Raw genomic sequence first — 23,740 nt, 5'->3', positions numbered from 1 at the left:
CAGACACCCCCCCCCCCCCCCCCCCCCCCCCCCCCCCCCCCCCCCCACCCCCCCCCCCCCCCCCCCCCCCCCCCCCCCCCCCCCCCCCTCCCGCGTCACACGAAGCCGCGGGTCGGCAGGGGCTTGCCGTACCACATCTCGATCAGCCGGGCGGCGATGGAGATGCCGTAGGGCGGCAGCACCTCGCCCGACTCGAAGGCCGCGCGCAGCTCCTCGCGGGAGAACCACCGGGCCTCGTGTATCTCGTCGCCGTCCACGTCGATCTCCGTGGAGGTGGCGCGGGCCATGAAGCCCAGCATCAGGCTGGACGGGAAGGGCCAGGGCTGGCTGGCGACGTACTCGACCGGGCCGACGGTGATGCCGGCCTCCTCGGACACCTCGCGGCGCACCGCCTGCTCGATGGACTCGCCGGGCTCCACGAACCCGGCGAGCGTGGAGAAGCGGCCCTCGGGCCAGTGGACCTGCCGGCCGAGCAGGATGCGATCCTCCTCGTCCGTCACCGCCATGATCACGGCCGGGTCGGTGCGCGGGTAGTGCTCGGCGCCGCAGGCCGGGCAGCGGCGGATGTGGCCGGCCGCGGCGATGACCGTGCGCTCGCCGCAGCGGGAGCAGAAGCGGTGGGTGCGCTGCCAGTTCTCCAGGCCGACCGCGTGCACCATGAGCCCCGCGTCGCGCGGCGACAGCAGCAGCCCGGCCTCCCGAAGCCCCGCCGGGCGCGCCGACTGGTCGATCCGGCCGGGCAGCGAGTCCTTCTGGAGGGCGAAGTAGCTCACCCCCTCCTCGTCGATGCCGAGGAAGTAGCGGTGCGCCTCGGTGAGCGGCGCCTCGAAGGACGGCGTCATGACGAGTTCGGTGCGGCCGTCCGGCGTCTCGTCGATGAGCACCTGACCGCCGGAGACCACGAAACAGCGGGTCGTGGGGTGGCTCCACGCCGCCGCGAGCCAGGCCTCGTCCAGCCGGTGGTGGGCGGCGCGGTCGATGCCGCTCGGGGCGGTCAGCGAGATGGGTCGGTCGGCTGTGTGGTCGGTCCAGGTGGTCACGTGTGCTTCCAACTCCCCCAGTACAGCGGATTCGGCGGGCGGTTCGGCGGGACATGGGCGGGCGGGCACCGGGTCGGGCGCGGGCGGGGCGGGCGGGGCGGTCTTTCCAGTGTGCCCCGCGCGCGGTGCCCTTCCGTACCTGCGCCGGCCGGTCAGGGCGCGGTGCGCCAGTTCCGGGCCAGGTCGTCCCACAGGTAGGCGCTGGTCTCCACACCCTTGAGGAGGAGGCCCAGCTCGACCTTCTCGTTGGGGGCGTGCCAGCCGTCGGACGGGACGGAGATGCCCAGGAAGAGCACCGGCGCGCCGAGGACCTCCTGGAGGTCGGCGGCGGGTCCGGAGCCGCCCTCGCGGGTGAAGCGGACCGGCTTCTCGAAGGCGCGGCCCATGGCGCGGACCACGGACCGCAGCGCGGGGTGGTCGAGCGGGGTCAGACACGGGCGCGTGGCCGAGCCGAAGTCGATCTCGCACCGGATGCCGGCGGGCACCCGCTCGGCGGCCCAGGCCCGGACGGCCTTCTCGACGTGGTCGCGGTCCTGTCCGGCGACCAGCCGGAACGACAGCTTCACCATGGCCGACGACGGGATGATCGTCTTGCTGCCGGGGCCCTGGTAGCCGCCGCCGATGCCGTTGACCTCGGCGGTGGGGCGGGCCCAGACGCGCTCCAGGGTGGTGTACCCGGCCTCGCCGTGGGTGGCCCGCGACCTGGCCGTGCGCAGCCAGCGCTCCTCGTCGAAGGGCAGCTCGGCGAACAGCTCGCGCTCGCGGTCGGTCAGCTCCACGACGCCGTCGTAGAAGCTCGGTATCGCCACGCGTCCCCGCTCGTCGTGCAGGGCGGCGACCAGGCGGGCGGCGGCGGTGGCCGGGTTGGGCACGGCGCCGCCGAAGGAACCGGAGTGGATGTCCTGGTCCGGGCCGTGCAACCGGATCTCGCACTCGGCCAGGCCGCGCATGCCGGTGCACACGGTCGGGGTGTCCTCGGCCCACATGCCGGTGTCGGAGACGATCACGGCGTCGGCGGCGAGCCGTTCGGCGCGCTCCTCGACCAGGGCCCGGAAGTGCGGGGAGCCGGACTCCTCCTCGCCCTCGATCAGCAGCTTGAGGTTGACGGCCGGCGCGGTGCGGCCGGTGGCGGCGAGGTGGGCGCGGACGCCGAGTGTGTGGAAGAACACCTGGCCCTTGTCGTCGGCGGCACCGCGCGCGTAGAGGCGGTCACCGCGCACGACCGGCTCGAAGGGGTCGCTGTCCCAGCCGTCCTCGCGGGCGGCGGGCTGGACGTCGTGGTGGCCGTAGACCAGGACCGTCGGCGCCTCGGGGTCGCCCGAGGGCCACTCGGCGAAGACGGCGGGGGCACCCGGGGTCTGCCAGACCTCGGCGGTCGGGAAGCCGGTGTCCATGAGCTTGTCGGCGAGCCAGTCGGCGCTGCGCCGCACGTCGGGCGCGTGGTCGGGCTGGGCCGACACGGAGGGGATGCGCAGCCACGCGGCGAGGTCGTCGAGGAACGTGGCGCGGTGCTGCTCGATGTACGCGCGGACGGCGCTGTCCGGGGTCTGACTCATGCTCCGAGCCTATCGGCCCGCACCGGTGACCTCGGCGGGCGGTTCGTCACACTCGGCTGGTCCCCCGTGTGCTCTGCGTCTCACCCGTGAGCAGCCGTTCCAGCGCGGCACGGTCCGGCAGGCCCCCGGGGCGCACGACCTCGCCGCTGCGCACGTACAGGAAGGCGGCCGTGACCGACTCGGGCGGTACGCCCTCCTGCTCGGCCCAGGCCAGCCGGTACACGGCGAGCTGGAGCGGGTCGGCGGTGTGGGCGCGGCCGGTCTTCCAGTCGACGATCTCGTACGTCGCCCCGTCGCCGTCGCCGCTCCGGTAGACGGCGTCGATGCGGCCCCGGATGACGCGTCCGGCGAGGGTGAGCTGGAAGGGTGCCTCCACGCGGTAGGGGGTGCGCCGGGCGTACTCGGTGCGTTCGAACGCCTCCTTCAGGGCTTGGAGGTCGTGCTCGTCGGCGATCTCGGCGTCGTCTGCGCCGGGCAGCTCGTCCGGTTCCAGCAGGGGCAGGGTCAGCTCCTCGAAGCGGGCCTCGACCCAGGCGTGGAACCGGGTGCCCCGGCGCGCGGCCGGTCGCGGGGGAAGCGGCATGGGGCGCGCGAGTTCCTGTGCGAGCCCGTCGGGGTCCTCGGCGAGCCGCAGCAGCTGGGACGCGGTGAGCGTGGCGGGCAGCGGGACGTCGGTGACGGCCTGACGGGCGCGCAGCAGCTCCCCGGCGAGCGCGTCCAGGTCACGGTCCCAGGAGGCGACGGTGCGGGCCTCCTCCGGGGTGAGCGCGGCGGCGGGGCGGGGCTCGGCGGGCCGGGGGGCGCCTCGCGGGACGTCCTCGGGGGCGGGCGCCTGGTGGGGGACCAGGCCGGTGGGGCCGGCCGGGGGCGCCGGGCGCGTTCCTCCGGCGGGCTTGCCGGCGCCGGGGTTCGTGTCGCCGGGGTCCTCGCCGAGGGGCTCCTCGTGATGGGGCGGCGGGTGCTCCGCGTGGGGGACGCCGTCGTACGGTTCCGCGCCGTGCGGGTCGCCGTAGGGGTCTTCGCGGGGCGGCTCTTCGCCGTACGGCTCTTCGCCGTACAAGTCGTCGTACGGGTCCTCGTCCGGGGGTGCGGGCCAGTCCGGGTCCTCGCCGCCGGCCGGGTCGTGCAGGGCCGGGCCGGGGCTGCCGGGGCGGGCGGCGAGGGCGTCCAGGTGGGCGAGGACGGTCTCGGCGGCGGCCCGGCGGCGGGCGAGCGCACCGGCGTCCAGCGGGAGCGGCCACACCTGATCGCCGGTCGCCGTGTGCAGGGCCGGGTTCTCCGCGTCCTCGGGGGGCTCCTGCGCCCACGCCTCGATCTCGCCGTACCCGGCGGCGCAGTGGTCGTACAGGGCCTTCAGGAAGTCGGAGGGGCCGCGCTTCTTCTTCTGGCTGGGTCCCCACCAGTGGCCGGAGCCGAGCAGGAGGGAGCGGGGGCGGGTGAAGGTGACGTAGCCGAGGCGCAGCTCCTCGGTGTGCTGGTGGTCCTTCATGGCCTCGTGGAAGGCCTTCATGCCGCGCGCGTCCCAGCTGTCGGCGTCGGGCAGGGTGTCGGCGTCGCCGCGCAGGGCGTGCGGCACCACCTTGGCCTGGGCGGTCCACTTCTCGCGGCCCTGGGCGCTGGGGAAGGTGCCGGTGACGAGTCCGGGGACGGCCACGACGTCCCACTCCAGGCCCTTGGACCTGTGCGCGGTGAGCACCTTGACGGTGTTCTCGCCGCCGGGCAGGGCGTTGTCCAGCCCCTTCTCGTACTGGGCGGCGGTGCGCAGGAAGCCCAGGAAGGCCAGCAGGGTGGCCTCGCCGTCGCTCGCGGCGAAGGAGGCGGCGACGTCCAGGAAGTTGGACAGGGTCTCGCGGCGGCGGGCGGCCAGCGCGTGCGGGGACGCCGACAGCTCCACTTCGAGGCCGGTGACGGCGAGGACGCGGTGCAGGACGTCCATCAGCGGGTCGGACAGCGAACGGCGCAGGTCGCGCAGCTCGGTGGCGAGGCGGGCGAAGCGCACGCGCGCCTCCGGGGAGAACGGCAGCCCGTCGTCGTCCCCGTCGCCCTCGATCGGCGTCTCCAGGAAGGTGTCGAGCGCGTCGGCGAGCGAGATCACCTCGGCCGGGTCGACGCCCTCGACGGCCGCCGCGAGCCGGCGGTCGGGGTCGTCGGCGGCGTCCACGCGCGCGTGGGCGACCAGCAGGCGGGCGCGGCGGCCCAGCAGGGCGAGGTCGCGGGGGCCGATGCGCCAGCGCGGTCCGGTCAGCAGGCGCACCAGGGCGGCGTTGGCGCCGGGGTCCTGGAGGACCTCGCAGACGGCGACGAGGTCGGCGATCTCGGGCAGGTGCAGCAGCCCGGACAGGCCGACCACCTCGACGGGGACGTCCCGGGCGACCAGGGCGCCCTGGATCTCGGCGAAGTCGGTGGCGGTCCGGCAGAGCACGGCGATCTCGCCGGGCGGCGTGCCGGTGCGCACGAGGTGGGCGAGGGAGTCGGCGATCCAGTCGATCTCCTCGGCGTGGGTGGGCAGCAGGGCGCAGCGGACCGTGCCGTCGTACTCGGCGCCGGGGGCCGGGCGCAGGGCCTCCACGCCCGCGTGCATCGCGCGCAGGGGCGCGGCGAGGCCGTTGGCGAGGTCGAGCAGGCGCCCGCCGCTGCGGCGGTTCTCGCTGAGCGCCTGCCGGGCGGCGGGCCGGCCGTCGGCGCCCGGGAAGTGGTCGGGGAAGTCGTCCAGGTTGGCCACGGAGGCGCCGCGCCAGCCGTAGATGGCCTGGCAGGGGTCGCCGACGGCGGTCACCGGGTGGCCGGTGCCGCCGCCGAACAGTCCGGCCAGCAGGACGCGCTGGGCCACGGAGGTGTCCTGGTACTCGTCCAGGAGGACCACGCGGAACTCCTCGCGCAGCAGGCGGCCCACCTCGGGGAGGCCGGCGAGGCGGGCCGACAGGGCGATCTGGTCGCCGAAGTCGAGCAGGTCCCGGCGGCGTTTCTCGGCTCGGTAGCGCTGGACGAGGTCGGCGAGTTCCCGGCGGGCCGCGGCGGTCTCCGGGACCTTGCGCAGGTCGGCGTTGGTGAGCCTGGTGCCGTCCAGGGTGCGCAGCAGGCCCGTGTCCCAGGCCCGCAGTTCCTCGGGGTCGACGAGGTGTTCGGCGAGTTCGGAGTCGAGGGCGAGCAGGTCGCTGACCAGGTCGGCGAAGGAGCGGGTCAGCGCCGGGTAGGGCCCCGGGGCCTCGCGCAGCACGCGCGCGGCGAGCTGGAAGCGGGTGGCGTCGGCCAGCAGCCGGGAGCTGGGTTCCAGGCCGATGCGCAGGCCGTGGTCGGTGAGCAGGCGGCCGGCGAAGGCGTGGTACGTCGAGATGACGGGCTCGCCCGGCGGGTTGTCGGGGTCCGGCCAGGGGGTGTCGGCGCGCGGCGCGGTCTCCGTGGGGTGGCGCTCTGCCGGCGCGAAGGCGTCGGCGTCGGTGATCCCGGCCTTGACCAGCGCCTTGCGGACGCGTTCGGCCAGCTCGCCGGCGGCCTTGTTGGTGAAGGTCAGGCCGAGGACCTGTTCGGGGGCGACCTGTCCGGTGCCGACCAGCCAGACCACGCGGGCCGCCATCACGGTGGTCTTGCCCGACCCGGCGCCGGCCACGATCACCTGCGGGGCGGGCGGCGCGGTGATGCAGGCCGTCTGCTCCGGGGTGAAGGGGATCCCGAGGAGCTCCTTGAGCTGCTCGGGATCGGTGATACGGGCGGACATGTCGAAAGAGGCTAGCGGCGGGCACTGACAATCGCGTACGGATCGGCCACCCCATGCGGGAGATGTGCAGGTCAGCGCGGGTGGTGGGGTATGTCACCCCGCTCGCGGACGCTCACTCCACGACGTGCCGGCCCTCCGGCCGGGCGCTGCACGAGGCGCGGAAGGCGCAGTGCGCGCAGTGCTGGCCGGCGCTGGGCGTGAACCGCTCGTCGAGGACCTTCCCGGCGGCGTTGGCCAGCAGTTCGCCGACCCACTCGCCCGCCAGTGGCTCCTGGGTCTGCGTCTTGGGCAGGTCGTCGCCGCCGTCTCGTTTGGCGGCGCCCTGGCGCAGGTGGACCAGTTCGGCGCCGCCCGGTTCGGGGCGGGCGCCGTCGAAGGCGGTGTCGACGGCGCCTTCGCGGACGGCGAGCTGGTAGACGGCGAGCTGGGGGTGGTGTTCCACCTCGCGCGCGGTGGGTGCCTGTTTGCCGGTCTTGAAGTCGACGACGTAGGCCCGGCCCGCGGCGTCCTTCTCCACGCGGTCCATCTGGCCGCGGATGCGGACCTGGTAGTCGCCCGCTTCGAGGGTGACGTCGAAGTCCTGCTCGCTGGCCACCGGGGTGCGGCCGGCCCGGTCCAGCACATGCCAGTTCAGGAAGCGTTCGAGCGCCGCGCGCGCGTTGTCCTTCTCCTGCCGCGACTTCCAAGGGGCGTCGAAGGCGAGCGCGTTCCACACGGATTCCAGGCGTTCCATGAGGACGTCGAGGTCGGCGGGGGTGCGGCCGGAAGCGACCTCGTCGGCGAGGACGTGCACGACGTTGCCGAAGCCCTGCGCGGTGGTGGCGGGGGCGTCGGCCTTCACCTCGCGGCCGAGGAACCACTGCAGCGCGCAGGTGTTGGCGAGCTGGTCGAGGGCGCTGCCGGAGAGCACCACCGGCTGGTCCCGGTGGCGCAGCGGCACCTTGCTCTCGGTCGGCTCGTACATGCCCCACCAGCGGTAGGGGTGCGCGGACGGCACCAGCGGGCGGCCGTCCTCGTCGGCGAGCGCGGCGAGCCGGGCGAGCCGGCGGGCGGCGGCCTCGCGCAGTGCGGCCGACGCGCGCGGGTCGACGGTGGTGGCGCGCAGCTCGGCGACGAGCGCGGCGACCGCCAGCGGGCGGCGGGGGCGCCCGGTGACGTCCTTGGGGTCGACGCCCAGCTCGGTCAGGAACCGGGACGGCTGGTCGCCGTCGTCGGCGGGTGCCTTCACCGCGGTGACGACGAGGCGCTCACGCGCGCGCGTGGCGGCGACGTAGAACAGCCGGCGCTCCTCGGCGAGCAGCGCGCCCGGCGGCAGCGGTTCGGCGAGGCCGTCGCGGCCGATGCGGTCGGCCTCCAGCAGCGAGCCGCGGCGCCGCAGGTCGGGCCACAGGCCCTCCTGGACGCCGGCGACGACGACCAGCCGCCATTCCAGGCCCTTGGAACGGTGCGCGGTCATCACGCGGACGGCGTCGGGCCGTATCGCGCGGCGGGTGAGGGTGTCGGCGGCGATGTCCTCGGCCTCGATCTCCGCCAGGAAGTTCAGGGCGCCCCGGCCGCCGGTGCGTTCCTCCGCGCGCGCGGCGGTGGCGAACAGCGCGCAGACGGCGTCCAGGTCCCGGTCGGCGTTGCGGCCGGCCGCGCCACCGCGCCGGGCGGCCCGCTCCAGGCGCGCGGGCCACGGAGTGCCCTCCCACAGGTCCCAGAGCGCCTCCTCGGCGGTGCCGCCGCCCGCGAGGCGCTCGCGGGCCTTGCGCAGCAGGGCGCCCAGGCGCTGCGCCCCGCGGGCATACGCCGGGTCGTGCACGGCCAGGCGCTCGGGTTCGGCGAGCGCCCGCGTGAGCAGTTCGCCGGAGGGGGGCGGCAGCGGGTTCCCGGCGGCGCGCTCCTCCTCGCGCAGGGCCCGGCCCAGGCGGCGCAGATCGGCGGCGTCCATGCCGCCGAGCGGGGAGGCGAGCAGGGTGAGGGCGGTTTCGGTGTCGAGCCAGCAGGCGTCCGGGGCCGGGGCGCCGGGGCCGGCGGCCTGCTCACTGGTGCTCACGGTGGCCTGTTCGCCGCTGCCGACGGCCGGTTCACCGGTGTCCACGGTGGCCCGCTCACCAAAGCCTTCGACGGCAGCCCGCTCGTCGCCGCGGGCGGCCGGCGCACCCGTGCCTTCGGCGGCCCGCTCACCGCTGTCGGCCCGCTCGCCGGTGCCCTCGCCGACCGGTGCTTCCCCGGCGGGCGGCACGCTCTCCTCCGGGCCGGCGGCGGGCTCCTCCGCGCGGTGCCGCGCCGCCGCCGTGGCGACCGCGCGCAGGGCCGTCAGCAGCGGCGCCACCGCCGGCTCGTGCCGCAGCGGAAGATCGTCGCCGTCGATGTCCACGGGGACGCCCGCCGCGGTGAGGGCGCGGCGGAGCGTCGGCAGGGTGCGGGAGCCGGCGCGCACCAGGACGGCCATGTCGCTCCAGGCGACGTCGTCCTCCAGGTGCGCGCGGCGCAGGATGTCCGCGATGTTGTCCAGTTCGGCGCCGGCCGTCGGGTACGTGTGGACCTCGACCCGGCCGCCCTCCCGCACGGGTGCCGGGTCGCGGTGGGCGCGGACCTTGTCGGCGGGCAGCCGGGTCAGCGGCATGCGCCGGGTGATCAGGCGGGTCGCGGCCAGCAGGGCGGCGCCGGAGCGGCGGTTGGTGCGCAGCACCTCGACGGGGGCCGGGCGGCCGTCGACGCGCGGGAAGGCGGCCGGGAAGTCCAGGATGCCGTTCACGTCGGCACCCCGGAAGGCGTAGATCGACTGGTCCGGGTCGCCGAAGGCCACCAGGGTGCGTCCCTGGCCGGCCAGGGCGTGCAGGAGCCGGACCTGGGCGGGGTCGGTGTCCTGGTACTCGTCGACGTACACGGCGTCGTACTGGGCCGCGAGCCGGGCGGCGGTCTGCGGGTGGCGGGCGAGCAGGACCGCGCGGTGGACCAGTTCCGCGTAGTCGATCACGCCCTGGAGGTCGAGCGTGTCGAGGTATTCGGCGAGGAAGGCGGCGGCGGCCCGCCAGTCGGGGCGGCCGATGCGGCGCGCGAAGGAGTCCAGCGCCTCCGGGCCGAGGCCCAGCTCGCGGGTGCGGGCGAGGACGGCGCGGACCTCGTCGGCGAAGCCGCGCGTGGTCAGGCAGGCGCGCAGTTCCTCCGGCCAGCGCACGTGGGTCAGCCCGAGCCGCTCCAGGTCGGGGTGGCCGGCGAGCAGCTCGCGGACGGTGACGTCCTGCTCCGGGCCGGAGAGCAGGCGCAGCGGTGTGGTGAAGCGGTCGCTGTCCTGGTGGGCGCGGACCAGGGCGTAGCAGTACGAGTGGAACGTCGTCGCCCGGGGCGCGCGGGCGGCGCCCATGCGCAGGGCCATGCGGTCGCGCAGGTCGACGGCGGCCCTGCGGCTGAACGTCAGCACCAGGATCCGGGCGGGGTCGCCGCCGCGGGCGATCCGGGCGGCCACGGACTCCACGAGGGTGGTGGTCTTGCCGGTGCCGGGGCCGGCGAGGACGAGCAGCGGCCCGTCGCGGTGGTCAACCACGGCGCGCTGCGCCGCGTCCAGACGAGGGGGGTCCGTCACGGGCGGCGGGGTACGCACCAGTCGGTAGGCGCCACGTCTCCCCTGTCGCACCGCGGGGTGCGACAGGCGCCTGGTGGACGAGGAGGAGCTCACGTGATCGGCCGGTCCTGGTGGTCGTACTGGTGGGCGGGCGGCCGCGCGTGCGAGGCGGTGACCGCGGGGTGAGGGGGACACGTGCCGCCGACGCTACGCCGACGCTCCGGGCGGAAGCAGCGCTTCCGTTCCATCCCTCGGGGCGCTGGGGCCACGCGTGTCCCTCCCCCCACGAACGTACGGCATGCCACGGACGTCCCCGATGTCACCCGAACGGGCCATGGGTCTGCGCCGGCGGCATCCGATGGCGGAAGCTGTCAGACGTGACCCTCCGCGTCCGCGCCGCCGTCCCAGCGGGCCCGTCGCATGTCGAGCCGCGGCAGATGGCCCTGGGCGGCCCTGCCCGCCTGCTTCAGCGGGGTGCCCTCCGCACGGTAGTGGGCGAGCGCGCGCAGCTCGTGGCCGGGCAGCAGCGCCCCGTCGGAACGGACGACCCGCCACCACGGAACCGCGCCGCCGTAGAGGGCCATCACCCGGCCGACCTGGCGCGGGCCGCCCTCCTCCAGCCACTCGGCGACGTCGCCGTAGGTCATGACCCGGCCCGGCGGGATCCGCTCGGCGACCTCCAGGACCCGCTCGGCGTACTCGGGCAGCTCGTCCGCGTACCCCTCACGGGCGTCTTCGGGAGGGCTGTGCTCGCTCATCCACCCCATCCTGCCGCACCGCGCCGACATCCCGGCGGGGCGCGTGCCGCACCGTCCCCTCGCCCCCGGGCGGGGCTTGGGGCAGACTGTGCGCCCGCGCATCCGCACCCTGATGCCCCGGTGCGCCGGTGGGACATGCCACCATCGTGCGGGCGGTGACTGGTGATACGAGACCAAGAAGAGACCATGGACGAGCAGGGCGCGCATCCCGACGAAGCGGCGGGCACCCCTGACGCCTCCGCGCACCCGGACACCGCTCGCGCGGGCGAGGACGGCACCGGCTCGCGCCGGGAGGACGCCCTTCCGCCCGGGAACGAAGCCGTACGCGCGGACGCGAACGCGCCCGAGGACGCCGGGCCGCCCGGGAGCGGCGGCGCGCGGGAGGACGACGACACGCCCGCGGACGACACCCCGGGTGAAAGCGGCGCCACGCGCGCGCGGGAGAGCGGCGCGGATGGCCCCGGGGAGGCGTCAGGTCCCGGGGGCACGCCCCCGGACCGCACGCCGTACGACGACGACCCGCACGCCGAGCGGGTGGCGGTCGACGAACCGCTGCTCCCCGCGCGCGTGCACCGCCCCTCCGACCTCATGCGGCTCCTGGTGGGCGTCCTGGCCATCGTGGTGCTCCTCGCGATCGCCGCGTTCGCGCACGGCACCACCTCGGGCCTCGAACAGGACATCAACAAGGGCACCGGCCAGGCCCCGGACCTGCTGATCAAGATCGCGGGGCTGGCGTCCAGCATCGCGATCCTGCTGGTGCCGGTCGCCTTCGCCATCGAACGGCTGATCAAGCGGGACGGGCTGCGCATCGCCGACGGCGTCCTCGCGGCCGTCCTGGCCCACGGGGTGACGCTCGCCACCGACCTGTGGGTCGCCCGGGCCGCCCCGGACTCCATCCAGGAGGCGCTCACCCAGCCCTCGCCGGGCGACATCCACGCCCTGACCGATCCGGTGCACGGCTATCTGGCGCCCGTGATCGCCTATATGTCGGCCGTCGGCATGTCCCGCAGACCCAGATGGCGCGCGGTGCTGTGGATCGTGCTGCTGCTCGACGCGTTCTCGATGCTGGTCACCGGCTACACGACCCCCTTCTCGATCATCCTGACCGTGCTGATCGGCTGGTCCGTCGCCTACGGCACCCTCTACGCGGTCGGCTCCCCCAACGTCCGCCCCACCGGCCAGACCCTGATGGCGGGCCTCAGGCACGTCGGGTTCCACCCCGTCAGCGCCTCCCGGGAGGACACAGCCGAGTCCGAGAGCGGCGACCGGGGACGGCGTTATTTCGTCACCCTGGAGGACGGGCCCCCGCTGGACGTCACGGTCGTCGACCGGGAACAGCAGGCGCAGGGCTTCTTCTACCGCGCCTGGCGCAATCTGACCCTGCGCGGCTTCGCCACCCGCTCCAGCCTCCAGTCGCTGCGCCAGGCGCTGGAGCAGGAGGCACTGCTGGCGTACGCGGCGATCGCGGCCGGCGCCAACGCGCCGAAACTGATCGCCACCTCCGAACTGGGCCCCGACGCGGTGATGCTCGTCTACGAGCACACCGGGGGGCGGACCCTGGACTCGCTGGCCGACCACGAGATCACCGACGAGCTGCTGCGCAACACCTGGCACCAGGTACGGGCGCTGCAGTCGCGGCGCATCGCGCACCGCAGGCTGGCCGGTGACGCGATTCTGGTGGATCGTTCCGGCAGGGTGATCCTCACCGAGCTGCGCGGCGGCGAGATCGCGGCCGGGGAACTGCTGCTGCGCATGGACGTCGCCCAGCTGGTCACCACGCTCGGCCTGCGGGTCGGCGCCGAACGGGCCGTGGCCTCGGCGGTCGGCGTGCTCGGCCCGGACGCGGTCGCCGACTGTCTGCCGATGCTCCAGCCGATCGCGCTCACGCGCTCCACGCGCGCGACGCTGCGCCGGCTGGCCCGGGAGCGGGCCCAGCGCGAGCGCGAGGCGGTGCTCGAAGCCTCCCGGCAGACCAAGCAGGCCCGGTTGGAGGAGGCGTCCGGGACGCCCGCGCCGGAGGCCGGAAAGCCCGACAAGAAGACGGCCCGCGCCGAGCAGCGCGCGGAGAAGCGGGCCATCGACGAGGCCCTGGAAGAGGCCCGCGAGGAGGACCTGCTCACCCAGATCCGGCACCAGGTGCTGCGGATCAGGCCCCAGGCGCCCGTGGAACCGGCCCGCCTGGAGCGGGTCCGGCCGCGCACGCTGATCAGCTTCATCGCCGGCGCGATCGGCGCGTACTACCTGCTGACGCAGCTGACCCACATCGAGTTCGGCACGCTGTTCGCGCAGGCCCAGTGGGGCTGGGTGATCGCCGCGGTGCTGTTCTCGGCGCTCAGTTACGTCGCCGCGGCCATGGCGCTGCTGGGGTTCGTACCGGAGCGGGTGCCGTTCCCGCGGACCGTGGCGGCGCAGGTCGCCGGGTCGTTCGTGAAGATCGTGGCCCCGGCCGCGGTGGGCGGTGTGGCCCTCAACACGCGTTTCCTCCAGCGCGCCGGTGTGCGCCCGGGGCTCGCGGTGGCGAGCGTCGGCGCCTCGCAGCTGTTCGGGCTCGGCTGCCACATCCTGATGCTGCTGTCCTTCGGCTATCTGACCGGCACGGAGAAGACGCCGTCGCTGTCGCCGTCCCGCACGGTCATCGCGGGCCTGTTGACCGTGGCCGTCCTCCTCCTCGTGGTCACCTCGGTGCCGTTCCTGCGGAAATTCGTCGTCACGCGCGTGAGGTCGCTGTTCGCCGGTGTCGTCCCGCGCATGCTCGACGTGCTCCAGCGGCCGCAGAAGCTCGTCACCGGCATCGGCGGCATGCTGCTGCTGACCGCCTGCTTCGTGATGTGCCTGGACGCCTCCATCCGGGCCTTCGGCGACGGCTCGGTGTCGCTGAGCATCGCGAGCGTCGCCGTCGTCTTCCTCGCCGGCAACGCGCTCGGTTCCGCGGCCCCCACCCCCGGCGGCGTCGGCGCGGTCGAGGCCACCCTCACGGTCGGCCTGATCGCCGTGGGCCTGCCCAAGGAGGTCGCCGCGCCGGCCGTCCTGCTGTTCCGGCTGCTGACCCTGTGGCTGCCGGTGCTGCCGGGCTGGCTGGCCTTCAACCACCTCACCCGCAAGGGCACCCTCTGAGCGCCCGGTGACGTAGCCCGGACGGCCCGCGCCCCGCGCGGGCCGGCGTGCGCGCGCTCACGATGGGGAGCATGGCGAACCCCTCCCGGCTGCGCGCCGCCGCGCTGACCACGTCCGCTGCGCTGCTCTGCGCCACGCTGGCCGGCTGCGACGGCCGGTCGGAGGACGGGGACCTCACCCATCAGAGGCTGGACTGGCAGGACTGCCCCGCCCCGTCCCAGGCGGAGGGCGGCGGCGGCGCCCCCTCGCCGCTGCCGAACGGCACCGAATGGCAGTGCGCCACCATGAAGGCGCCGCTGGACTGGGCCGAGCCGAAGGGCGACACGATCGGCATCGCCCTGATCCGCGCCCGGTCCGACGGCCCCGCGAACCGCCGGATCGGCTCGCTGGTGTTCAACTTCGGCGGCCCGGGCGGCAGTGGCGTCACCACGCTGCCCGCGTTCGGCCCGGACTACGCCACCCTCGGCACCCGCTACGACCTGGTCAGCTTCGACCCGCGCGGGGTCGGCCGCAGCGCGCCGGTGCGGTGCGAGAGCGACGCCCGGCTGGACGAGTACTTCCAGCAGGACGCCACCCCGGACGACGCCGCCGAACGCGCCCAGCTGCTGCGGCGCACCCGGGAGTTCAACGCGGCGTGCGAGAAGAACTCCAAGAAGGTCCTTCCGCATGTGCGCACCACCGACGCGGCCCGGGACATGGACCTGCTGCGCCAGGTCCTCGGCGACCGGAAACTGCACTACTTCGGCATCTCCTACGGCACCGAACTCGGCGGTGTCTACGCCCACCTGTTCCCCGGGCACGTCGGCCGGGCCGTCTTCGACGCGGTCGTGGACCCCACGCAGAACGCCGAACAGAGCGCACTGGGCCAGGCGAAGGGCTTTCAGCTGGCGCTCGACAACTTCGCGCAGGACTGCACCTCGAAGACCACGGAATGCCCGATCGGCAGCACCCCGCGGGAGGTGGAGGAGCGCATCGCGAAGCTGCTCGCCGACCTGGACGAGAAGCCGATCCCGGGCATCTCCCCGCGCGAACTGACCCAGACCGCCGCCACCAACGGCATCGCGCAGTCCCTGTACTCGAAGGACTTCTGGGAGTACCTGACCGAGGGGCTGGAGGAGGCCTACGACGGGGACGGCAAGATCCTCATGCTGCTGTCCGACTCGATGAACGGACGGAGCGAGAACGGGGAGTACAGCAACCTGGCCGCAGCGAACGCCGCCATCAGCTGCTCCGACGACAAGGCGCGGTACACCGCGCAGGACGTCCGGCGGTCCCTGCCCCGGTTCCGTGCCGCGTCACCGCTGTTCGGGGACTACCTCGCCTGGGGCATGGTCAGCTGCACGGACTGGGCGGTGCCGGGCGCCGCCGACCATCCCGACGTGCGCGCGCCGGGGTCGGCGCCCATCCTCGTCATCGGCAACACCGGCGACCCGGCCACGCCGTACGAGGGGGCGAGGAAGATGGTGGACGCGCTCGGCAAGGGCGTAGGGGTGGAGCTGACGTACAAGGGCCAGGGGCACGGGGCCTACGACAGCAAGAACAAGTGCGTGCAGCGCGCGGTGAACGGCTACCTGCTGGACGGCAAGGTGCCGAAGGCCGGCCTGGTCTGCTCCTGACAGCCCTCCCCATTCGGCAGGAAACCGCAGGTCAGAGGGTTATCCACAGGCCGTCACGGGCTGGGCCGAAGACGCCTACCATGGCCTGAACGCCCGGCGCGGCACGGCGCGACGGGCTTGTCAGGGGGGTGCGCGTGACGCGATTTCGGCGGTGGACGGCCACGCTGGCGGCAGCGCTGCTGCTGGCCGGCTGCGGCGGCTCGTCGGGCGGGGACGGAAAGGGCGACGCGGGCAGGGGGACCGGCTCCGCTCCCGCGTCGGCATCGGGTTCCCCGGCCGCGCCTTCCGCCACCACCCTGCCCGCCTCGCTCACCTCCCAGCGGCTCGGCTGGCAGCGGTGCGGGGCCTTGGGGAACTCGGCCGCACCGGGCGGCGCGTGGCGGTGCGCGACGCTCAAGGTGCCGCTGGACTGGTCCGATCCGGCCGGCCGGACCATCGGCCTCTCCCTCATCCGCTCGCAGGCGACCGGTGGCGACCGCATCGGGTCGCTGCTGTTCGACTTCGGCGGCCCGGGCGGCCCGGGGGTGACGACACTGCCGTACTACGACCCCGCCGTCTCCGCACTCCACCGGCGGTACGACCTGGTGAGCTGGGACCCGCGCGGGGTCGGCGCGAGCAGTGGCGTGCGCTGCCGTGACGACCGCGCGATCCGGGCCGCCGAGGCCGTGGACGCCACGCCGGACACCCCTGCCGAGGAGAGGGCGTACCTCCGGGACGCCGCCGACTTCGGCAAGGGCTGCCAGAAGGCCGCCGGGCCCCTGCTGGCCCATGTGTCCACCACCGACACGGCCTGCGACATGGACCTGATGCGCCAGGTCCTCGGCGACGACAAGCTCCACTACTTCGGCATCTCCTACGGCACCGAACTGGGTGGTGTGTACGCCCACTTGTTCCCCGAGCGGGTGGGCCGGCTGGTGCTGGACGCGGTGGTCGACCCGGCCGCGGACACGGTGGAGCACGCCGAGAACCAGGCCCGCGGCTTCCAGCGGGCCCTGGACGACTATCTGAGGTCCACCGGCCAGGACCCGGTGCGGGGCTCGCGGGAGATAGCCGGCCTACTGGAACGGCTCGACGCCGCCCCGCAGCCGGCCTCGTCCGGGCGGAAGCTGACGCAGACCCTCGCGACCACCGGGATCATCCTGCCGCTGTACAGCGAGCGGAGCTGGCCGAGACTGACCAGCGCGCTGAAGTCGGCGCGGCGGGGCGACGGTTCGGAGCTGCTGGCGCTCGCCGACGAGTACAACGAACGGGACGCGTCCGGACGTTACGGCACCATGTCCCACGCCCAGCGGGTCATCTCGTGCCTGGACGACAAGGGGCGGCCGACGCCCGCCGAGACGAAGCGCCGGCTGGCCCGGTTCGAGCGGATCTCCCCGGTCTTCGGGGACTACCTCGGCTGGGACACGGCGGGCTGGTGCCACGCCTGGCCGGTTCCGGGCCAGTACGACACCCCGGAGGTCGGCGCACCGGGCGCGGCCCCGATCCTGCTGATAGGCAATACCGGCGATCCGGCCACCCCCTACGAGGGCGCCCGCGCGATGGCCGACGAACTGGGCCGGGGAGTCGGCGTCGAACTCACCTGGAAGGGAGAGGGGCACGGTGCGTACGGCAGCGGGAGCGCCTGCGTCGACGCGACGGTGGACACGTACCTGCTGAACGGAACGGCACCGGAGGACGGTAAAGTCTGCTCATAGCGGACTAATTTCAACAAAACTCGCAAAATTAGACAGCCCACTCGGGGGTCGATACGCTCGGACGGTGGCCGCCACAGCCGATCCGGTCGGTCAGGGCCCGTGGCAGGTGCCCGTAGTGGCAGGCCCGTCAACTCACCGCGACGGCACACCGGATCTGGCGATCGGACGCCGTGCCCGGGATGCGCACCGCTCGACGTCCTCGTCACGGCCGACATGCCGTCCTCAGCAGACGAGTGGAGACTGGTATGCGGGATTTCAACAGGAGGGCCTACAAGCTGGGTACCGCCGGGGTCGTTGCCTCGCTGGCACTGGTCGTTCCCGCCGCGACGGCCGGTGCGGCACACGCCAACCCGAACTCCGGCAGGGTGAAGGTGACCGGATCCGCGAGCTGCGAGCGGTTCGAGGACTCCTCGGTGACCGACGTGACGATCAGCACCAAGGGCAAGGTCGCCTCCGACCAGCTCTCCGGTGAGAACGTGGCCGAGTCCTACTCGATCACGTTCACCAAGGTCCCGGCGAAGAAGGGCATCGACGCCAACGTCAAGGTCACCTGCGTCGACAGCGACGACGAGGAGCACTCCTTCGCCAAGAGCATCAAGATCACCCGCCCGGCAAGCCCGGCGACCGAGCAGGAGACCGTCAACCTCAGGTAGTCCCCCGGAAGCCCACACACCAACGGCAGAAGCCCACGGCGTCCGAGGAGCCGTGGGCTTCGCCGGTCCCGCTGGTGGGACGGACCGGGGTCAGTAGACCGGCTTGTGGGGTTCGATCTGGTTGACCCAGCCGATCACTCCGCCGCCGACGTGGACCGCGTCGGCGAAGCCCGCGGACTTCAGGACCGCGAGGACTTCCGCACTGCGGACACCCGTCTTGCAGTTCAAGACGATCTTCTTGTCCTGGGGGAGGTTCTCCAGGGCGGTACCCATGAGGAACTCGTTCTTCGGGATCAGCGTGGCGCCCGGGATGGACACGATCTCGAACTCGTTCGGCTCGCGGACGTCGATGATCTGGATGTTCTCACCGTCGTCGATCCACTCCTTGAGCTGCTTCGGAGTGATCGTGGAGTCGGCCGCCGCCGCCTGGGCCTCCTCGGACACGACGCCGCAGAAGGCCTCGTAGTCGATCAGCTCGGTGACGGTCGGGTTCTCGCCGCAGACCGCGCAGTCGGGGTCCTTGCGGACCTTGACCTGGCGGTACTGCATCTCCAGGGCGTCGTAGATCATCAGGCGGCCGACCAGCGGCTCACCGATGCCGGCGAGGAGCTTGATCGCCTCGTTGACCTGGATGGAACCGACGGACGCGCACAGCACGCCCAGCACGCCGCCCTCGGCGCAGGACGGGACCATGCCGGGGGGCGGGGGCTCCGGGTACAGGCAGCGGTAGCAGGGGCCGTGCTCGGACCAGAAGACGGACGCCTGGCCGTCGAAGCGGTAGATCGAGCCCCATACGTACGGCTTGTTCAGCAGCACGCACGCGTCGTTGACCAGGTACCGGGTCGCGAAGTTGTCGGTGCCGTCGATGATCAGGTCGTACTGGCTGAAGATGTCCATCACGTTGTCGGCCTCGAGCCGCTCCTCGTGAAGGACCACGTTCACGTACGGGTTGATGCCCTTGACGGTGTCACGGGCCGACTCGGCCTTGGACCGGCCGATGTCGGCCTGGCTGTGGATGATCTGGCGCTGCAGGTTCGACTCGTCGACCTCGTCGAACTCCACGATGCCGAGGGTGCCCACGCCCGCGGCGGCCAGGTACATCAGCGCCGGCGAGCCCAGGCCGCCGGCGCCCACACAGAGCACCTTGGCGTTCTTCAGCCGCTTCTGCCCGTCCATGCCCACGTCGGGGATGATCAGGTGGCGGGAGTACCTGCGGACCTCGTCTACGGTGAGCTCGGAAGCCGGCTCGACCAGGGGTGGCAGCGACACGGGGACTCCGTTGGTCGGTCAATCACTACAGTTGTTCTCCTGGTAACACTGCCACGCCCTCCTTCATTCCGAGACACCCGTTCCGGTGTGCGAGACGATTCCGTCCCAGCAGCCGGGCAGCGTCCTCGGCGGACCGGTGCGCCGGGGCGCGGCGGCGGTCAGATGCGGCACGCCGCTTCCATCCAGATGTCGGCCAGGGACTCCTCGAGGTTGATGCGGGGCCGCCAGCCGAGGCGGTCGCGGGCGGTGCGTACATCGGCCTGCTGCCAGCTGCCGCACCCGTCCGGGTAGGGGTAGGCCACCGGGGGCGTGTGGTCGCCGTCGGCGCGGGGGTGCCCGAGGGCGGTGCGCAGCGGCCCGGGCGGGGCGTCCAGTTCGTGGAGGGCGCCGCCGTACCCGGCCACGCGCGCCAGGACGGCCGCCGCGTCCCTGAGGCGGACGGCGCGCCCGGACCCGATGTTGATCACCCCCTGCGCGGCGGAGAGCGAGGCGGCGTGCACGGCCCGGGCGACATCGCGCACGTCCACGAAGTCGCGCTGGACGCCGAGGCCGCCGAGCTTGAGCTCGCCGTCCCCGGACTGCATGGCGCGGCGCATGGCCTCGGCGAGCCGGCCGAGCGGGGAGCCCGCCGGGGTGCCGGGGCCGGCCGGCGAGAAGACGCGCAGGACGACCGCGTCCAGGCCGGAGCCGAGGACGAGTTCGGTCGCGGCGAGCTTGCTGACGCCGTACGGGCCGCCGGGGCGCGGGACGGCGTCCTCGGGCGTGGAGGAGCCGGGCTGGCTGGGTCCGTACTCGGAGCCGCAGCCGATCTGCACCAGGCGGGCTCCGCAGCCGCTGCGGCGCAGCGCCTCGCAGACGGTGGCCACGGCGACGGTGTTGTGCCGGGTGAGTTCGCGGGCGCCGCCCCGGGTGGCACCGGCGCAGTTGATGACGACTCCGGGGTGGACCGCGTCCAGGAAGCGGGTGAGCGCGCCCGGGCTGCCGGTGGCGAGGTCGAAGCGGACGTCGGCGTCGTCGCCGCGGCCGAGCGCGGTGAGCTGGACGGCCGGGTCGGCGAGCAGGCGGTCGGCGACGAAACGGCCGATGAATCCGTTGGCTCCGATCAGCAGGACCCTCATCGGGCGGCTCCCGGGGTGTGCGCGCCGGTGGTATCGGCCGTGTCGACGGCTCGTGCGGCTGCTCCGGACGCTCCGGCGGTTCCGGTGGCTCCGGACGCTCCGGGTCGGGAGGTGGTCATCTGGTCTTCTCCTTCGAAGAGATGGTGCGGATGCCCGCGGTGAGGGGGTCGGGCCGGCGGGCGAGATCTACCGGGGTGCTCCCGTGGGGGCGTGGGCCGAGGCCCGGGTGAGCGTGCGACCGGCGTGCCAGAGCAGGGCCAGGGCCGCGGTGCCGCAGGCGAGGGCCGGTACGGCGGCCTCGCCCCACGCGTCCACGAGGGTCCGGACCGGGGCCGCCAGGAAGGCGCAGCCGGGCAGCCGGCCGGCCGTCGGCAGCGCCAGGGCCACCGCTTCCACGGCCGCGGCGGCGCCCAGGGCCCGGGCGGGGGCGCGCCGGTGGCGGTGCGCGGTGAGCAGGCGGGCGGGCAGCAGCAGGGCGCCCAGGGTGAGGGCCTGCGGGTAGGCCGCGGGCTGGTGCAGGGCGCTGCCGGTGAGCGCGAGCAGGGCGGTGAGGGCGCCCAGGTACAGGGCGAGGGCGCCGGGCAGCAGGGGGGCCATCGCGGCGGTGAACGCCTTCAGGCTCCGGCTGCCGACGAGCCTGCGGCGGGCGCCGGCGGCGAGGAGGTGGGCGCACCAGGCGGCGGGGGCGCAGGCCAGCAGGAGGGCCAGGACGGGCGCGGTGGCCGTGGGCCAGGGGCCGTCCGGCGTCCCGGTGGGCGGGGCGCCGGGACCGCCCGACAGGACGGCGCGGAGGAGGCCGTCGCCGAGGAGGGCGTACCCGAGCAGCCAGAGCGTCCACGCGCACGTGCCCGGCGTGATGCGCCGGGCACGTGCGCCGGGCGGGCCGGCGAGCGGGCCGTGGCGCAGGGCCGCGCGGGTGGCGAGGGCGACGGCGAGGAGGCCGCCGAGCGCCACCGGCAGGCGGGGGGTGCCATGGGTGAGGGGCAGTCCGGTCGCCGTCGCCGCGCCGAGTGCTCCGGGCAGGAGGGTGAGCAGGATCCAGCCGGCTCGGACGCGCGGTTCGGGGAGGAGGGGGGGTTCCGGGGAGGGCCGCTCCGTGTTGCGCGGCACGCGCGCGTACAGCTCCTCGGCGAGCGAGAAGACGTCACGGTGGCGGAAGTGGGCGGTGGCCCGGCCGGTGACGCCGTACGACTCCAGGCGCACGGCGATCTCCAACGGGTCCACGGCCCGCTCGCACGGCTCACGGTGCCGGTGCAGCAGGGCTTTCACTGGGTCGCCGGAGCCCCGGGGAGCACCGCCGCCCCGCGTCCACGCCGACCGGCCCTCCGGCACGGGTGCCCGGGCGGGCGGCTCGTCGCGGTCCCACCCGGCGAGTGCGGCCGGCCGCGGGGAACCGTCCCCGGGACCTCGCCGGGCCGGTGCTCCGGCCCACCGGCCTGCCGGCCAGTGGGCCGGCGGAGCGGCCGCGTCGTGGACGGAGGGCGAGGGCCCGGGGAGGAGCGGGCCGCCGGTCACCGCGGGCGGCGTTCCGCGCCCGGAGTCCGGCGGCACGGCCGGGGCCGGCACCCACTCCCCCGACCGCGCGTCCCACGGGTCCGCGCCGCTCGGCATCGCCGGGTGGTCCGGGGCGGCCGGGTCCCTCCGGGGCGGAGCACCCTCGCCGACGCCGTCCCCGTTCCCGGCGGCCGGCCAGTCCGCTCCCGGCCCGGCCGGCTCCCCCGGCCCGCCCGCCACGATCGGCTCTCCCCGCCGCTCCGGCGGACCCAGGGGCAGGCCGTGGTCCGGTCCGCCGGTGGGGGTACCGCCCCGCGGGCCGGTCATCGGGCCTCCTCCGCCGACGGCCGGGCGGTGCGGGCCGGAGGGTGTGCCGCCCAGCCGGGGAGGCCGCGGGGCGGGGCGGGGGCCGTGGGGTCGGTCCAGTGACCGGGGACGAAGGTCTCGGCGGGGGTCGCGAAGGGCCGGGGCGCGTCCGGGGCGGACCGGCGGACCGGGCAGCGGGAGACGATCTCCAGATAGAGGCCGTGAAAGGCGGTGACGGTCCGCTCGATGGTGAACAGTTCGAGCGCCCGGGCACGCGCGGCGGCACCGAGGCGCGCACGGCGCTCGGGATCGCGCAGCAACGCCACGCACGCCTCGGCGAGCGCCCGGGGATCGCCCGGCGGTACGACCAGTCCCGTGCCGCCGATGACCTCCACGACCGCGCCCACGTCCGTGGACACGGTGGCCCGGCCGCCGAGCATCGCCTCGACGAGACCGGCCGGGAAGCCCTCCGCGAGGCCCGAGCGGACGACGACCGCGCCGGCCGCGTACGCGTCGGGCACCTCCGCCTCCTCGAAGGAGACGGGACGGTCGCCCTCCGTCCCGCCGGGGAACAGCCGCGCGGCCAGCGCCCGGCAGTGACCGAGATAGGCGGCACCCTCCGTACCGGACGGCGTGCCGACGAGGCGCAGGCGGGCCTTCGGCTCCTCCCGGCGGACCTCGGCGAAGGCGTGCAGCAGCGAGACGAGGTCCTCGGCCGGGTCGACGCGCCCGGCCCAGACCAGCGTGTCCGCGTCGGCCGGGCCCGTCGCCGCGCCCGCCCGGGCGAACCGCTCGGCCTCCGCGCCGGGGTACACCGTGCGGATCCGGGCGCGGTCGGCGCCGCACCGTTCCTGCCAGCGGCGCGCGTGCGCGTCGCCCGAGGTGAGGAGTTCGGCCGCGCGGTAGACCTCGGCCGCGAGCCGGCCGTGGAAGGCGGCGAGCACGGCGCGTACGGCGGGGGCGGCGGTGTCGGGGCCGGACGTCAGGTAGTGGGTGCGCAGGTGCACGTCGTACTCGGTGACGAGCAGCGGCACGCCGTGGAAGTGCCGGGCGAGCAGCCCGCAGAGGGCGGGCGGGCCGCCCGTGGTGGCGTGGCAGAGGTCGGCCGCGCCGAGGGTGTCGTCGCCGTACCAGTCGAGGGAGAGGGGGCGCAGGGCGCGTTCGAGGTGAGCGGCCACGGTGAGCAGATCGGTCACCCGCGCCTCGCGCGCCGTGCACAGCGCGCGGGGCGCGCGGCAGGCTCGCTCCAGGGCGCCCACGGCGGTGTCCGAGCGCAGGGCGCCGGCCAGTCCGCCTTCCTCGCGGGCGAGTTCGGCGAGTCCGTACAGTGCGCTGCCGAAACGGTCCGCCAGATCCTTGGACCCGTACGGCACCTCCCCGGCGGCCCCTCCGCCCGCGCACACCGCCCCGACCAGTTCGCCGTAGCACTCGGCGAAGCGTCGGCGCGCGCGCCGGCCGTAGGGGAGGCCGGCGTCCCCGGCCGTCCACGGCGGCGCCGTGCGCACCCGGCGGACCTGCGGCGGCAGCGGGGGCCGGTCCCCGGCCTGCCGGCGCCGGCCCTCGCGGAGCACGTAGACGTCGAACTCGTGCTGCCCGAGCCCGCGCACCAGCCGTTCGCACCAGGACGGGCCGGCACCGCCCGCGTGCGGGCGAGCACCCTCGGTCAGCATCCCCAAGCGCATGTGTGCACCCCCGGTCTCCCGTCTGGGGAGCCGCCTTCGGACCGGCGGCTCGCAGCGGGACGAACGTAAGGGGACAAGGCGGTGGGGGGGGGGGGGGGGGGGGGGGGGGGGGGGGGGGGGGGGGGGGGGGGGGGGGGGGGGGGGGGGGGGGGGGGGGGGGGGGGGGGGGGGGGGG

The 23,740-nt window shown here is 74.9% G+C and carries 13 protein-coding genes; 4 read left to right on the top strand and 9 right to left on the bottom strand.

The window, feature by feature from the left end; genetic code table 11:
* Positions 1 to 95 precede the first annotated feature (95 nt).
* The 5 genes from nudC to ACZ63H_RS35690 form a co-directional block, all read right to left on the bottom strand.
* Positions 96 to 1,040 (bottom strand): NAD(+) diphosphatase, encoded by a 945-nt coding sequence (gene nudC / locus ACZ63H_RS35710; protein ID WP_469872325.1) that lies wholly within the window; start codon positions 1,038 to 1,040, stop codon positions 96 to 98.
* A gap of 152 nt (positions 1,041 to 1,192) precedes the next feature.
* Positions 1,193 to 2,596 carry a dipeptidase gene (locus tag ACZ63H_RS35705; RefSeq protein ID WP_469872323.1) on the bottom strand — a complete coding sequence of 468 codons (1,404 nt, stop codon included), beginning with the start codon at positions 2,594 to 2,596 and terminating at the stop codon, positions 1,193 to 1,195.
* Positions 2,597 to 2,642: 46 nt separating this feature from the next.
* Positions 2,643 to 6,311 (bottom strand): ATP-dependent helicase, encoded by a 3,669-nt coding sequence (locus ACZ63H_RS35700; protein WP_469872321.1) that lies wholly within the window; start codon positions 6,309 to 6,311, stop codon positions 2,643 to 2,645.
* A gap of 112 nt (positions 6,312 to 6,423) precedes the next feature.
* On the bottom strand, positions 6,424 to 9,975 hold the full coding sequence (locus tag ACZ63H_RS35695) for an ATP-dependent helicase (RefSeq protein WP_469872319.1): 3,552 nt from the start codon (positions 9,973 to 9,975) through the stop codon (positions 6,424 to 6,426).
* Positions 9,976 to 10,232: 257 nt separating this feature from the next.
* On the bottom strand, positions 10,233 to 10,619 hold the full coding sequence (locus ACZ63H_RS35690; protein ID WP_469872317.1) for an MGMT family protein: 387 nt from the start codon (positions 10,617 to 10,619) through the stop codon (positions 10,233 to 10,235).
* A gap of 186 nt (positions 10,620 to 10,805) precedes the next feature.
* On the opposite strand from ACZ63H_RS35690, the gene ACZ63H_RS35685 reads away from it, so the two are divergent.
* The 4 genes from ACZ63H_RS35685 to ACZ63H_RS35670 all read left to right on the top strand — a co-directional run bounded on the left by ACZ63H_RS35685 (position 10,806) and on the right by ACZ63H_RS35670 (position 17,696).
* Positions 10,806 to 13,733 (top strand): lysylphosphatidylglycerol synthase domain-containing protein, encoded by a 2,928-nt coding sequence (locus tag ACZ63H_RS35685; protein ID WP_469872315.1) that lies wholly within the window; start codon positions 10,806 to 10,808, stop codon positions 13,731 to 13,733.
* 71 nt (positions 13,734 to 13,804) lie between these two features.
* Positions 13,805 to 15,349: an alpha/beta hydrolase gene (locus ACZ63H_RS35680; RefSeq protein WP_469872313.1), complete on the top strand. Its 1,545-nt coding sequence runs from the start codon at positions 13,805 to 13,807 to the stop codon at positions 15,347 to 15,349.
* 134 nt (positions 15,350 to 15,483) lie between these two features.
* Positions 15,484 to 17,043 (top strand): alpha/beta hydrolase, encoded by a 1,560-nt coding sequence (locus ACZ63H_RS35675; RefSeq protein ID WP_469872311.1) that lies wholly within the window; start codon positions 15,484 to 15,486, stop codon positions 17,041 to 17,043.
* 245 nt (positions 17,044 to 17,288) lie between these two features.
* A complete protein-coding gene (locus ACZ63H_RS35670; RefSeq protein WP_469872309.1) occupies positions 17,289 to 17,696 on the top strand; it encodes a hypothetical protein in 408 nt (135 codons plus the stop codon).
* Positions 17,697 to 17,786: 90 nt separating this feature from the next.
* Here ACZ63H_RS35670 and moeZ read toward each other — a convergent pair whose 3' ends face one another.
* The 4 genes from moeZ to ACZ63H_RS35650 form a co-directional block, all read right to left on the bottom strand.
* The gene (gene moeZ / locus ACZ63H_RS35665; protein ID WP_469872307.1) at positions 17,787 to 18,965 is read right to left on the bottom strand and encodes an adenylyltransferase/sulfurtransferase MoeZ; all 1,179 of its coding nucleotides are present in this window, start codon (positions 18,963 to 18,965) and stop codon (positions 17,787 to 17,789) included.
* Positions 18,966 to 19,123: 158 nt separating this feature from the next.
* Positions 19,124 to 20,083 (bottom strand): NAD-dependent epimerase/dehydratase family protein, encoded by a 960-nt coding sequence (locus ACZ63H_RS35660; RefSeq protein WP_469872305.1) that lies wholly within the window; start codon positions 20,081 to 20,083, stop codon positions 19,124 to 19,126.
* Between the two features lie 186 nt (positions 20,084 to 20,269).
* Entirely contained in the window at positions 20,270 to 21,352 is a 1,083-nt protein-coding gene (locus ACZ63H_RS35655) for a hypothetical protein (protein ID WP_469872303.1), read from the bottom strand.
* Positions 21,353 to 21,900: 548 nt separating this feature from the next.
* On the bottom strand, positions 21,901 to 23,565 hold the full coding sequence (locus ACZ63H_RS35650; protein ID WP_469872301.1) for a DUF3492 domain-containing protein: 1,665 nt from the start codon (positions 23,563 to 23,565) through the stop codon (positions 21,901 to 21,903).
* Positions 23,566 to 23,740: the final 175 nt, after the last annotated feature.

The organism is Streptomyces sp. NPDC104831 (genome assembly GCF_055583025.1).
This window is presented reverse-complemented; position numbering and strand designations above follow the sequence as displayed.